This is a genomic window from Oceanobacillus alkalisoli, from assembly GCF_021556485.1.
Lineage (GTDB): Bacteria > Bacillota > Bacilli > Bacillales > Amphibacillaceae > Oceanobacillus > Oceanobacillus alkalisoli.
Window position 1 is genome coordinate 1 of the sequence record NZ_JAKGBW010000049.1, and the last position, 499, is coordinate 499.

The 499-nt window shown below is 35.7% G+C and carries 1 protein-coding gene; it reads right to left on the reverse strand.

Annotated elements, in window-relative coordinates; all coding sequences use genetic code 11:
• The coding region (locus LZD48_RS18445; RefSeq protein ID WP_235764134.1) for a transposase at nt 1–395 on the reverse strand (395 nt) is incomplete at its 3' end.
• Nucleotides 396–499 lie beyond the last annotated feature (104 nt).

The following is a 499-nucleotide window of genomic DNA, read 5'->3' on the forward strand; positions in this document are numbered from 1 at the left end:
ATTGCGATTTCAGTTGTTTTTTCGATCAGTAAATCCAGTAGATTAATGTCTTTCAAGCGTAACTTGCGAAAATGAGTTAAGGAACTCGAATCAATAACGGAAGCTTCTGGAGCCATCCCCAAGAAATACTTAAAAGACATATCATATTTAGAACGCTTCACCACGTCTGCGTCGGACAATTTATACATTCGCTTTAATAAAATATACTTAAACATTCGGATCGGGCAGATTGCATTTCTTCCATTCGTGAGAGAATAGTTATCCTCCAGTTCCTTATAAATAAAGGAAAAGTCAACCAATTCATTGATTCGGCGTAACTCATTATCTTCCTCTATGATTAAGTCATAAAGGCTTTCATATGGACTAAACGAAAGACTCTCTTGCTTTTGTAACATGTAATCACCCGCTACTTTCATCGTTATTACTTTGATTATAAAATAGAACAGCTAACAAATCATTTTTGTTAGCTGTTCTAAGGAGACTTTTTCAGTGGCCTCGG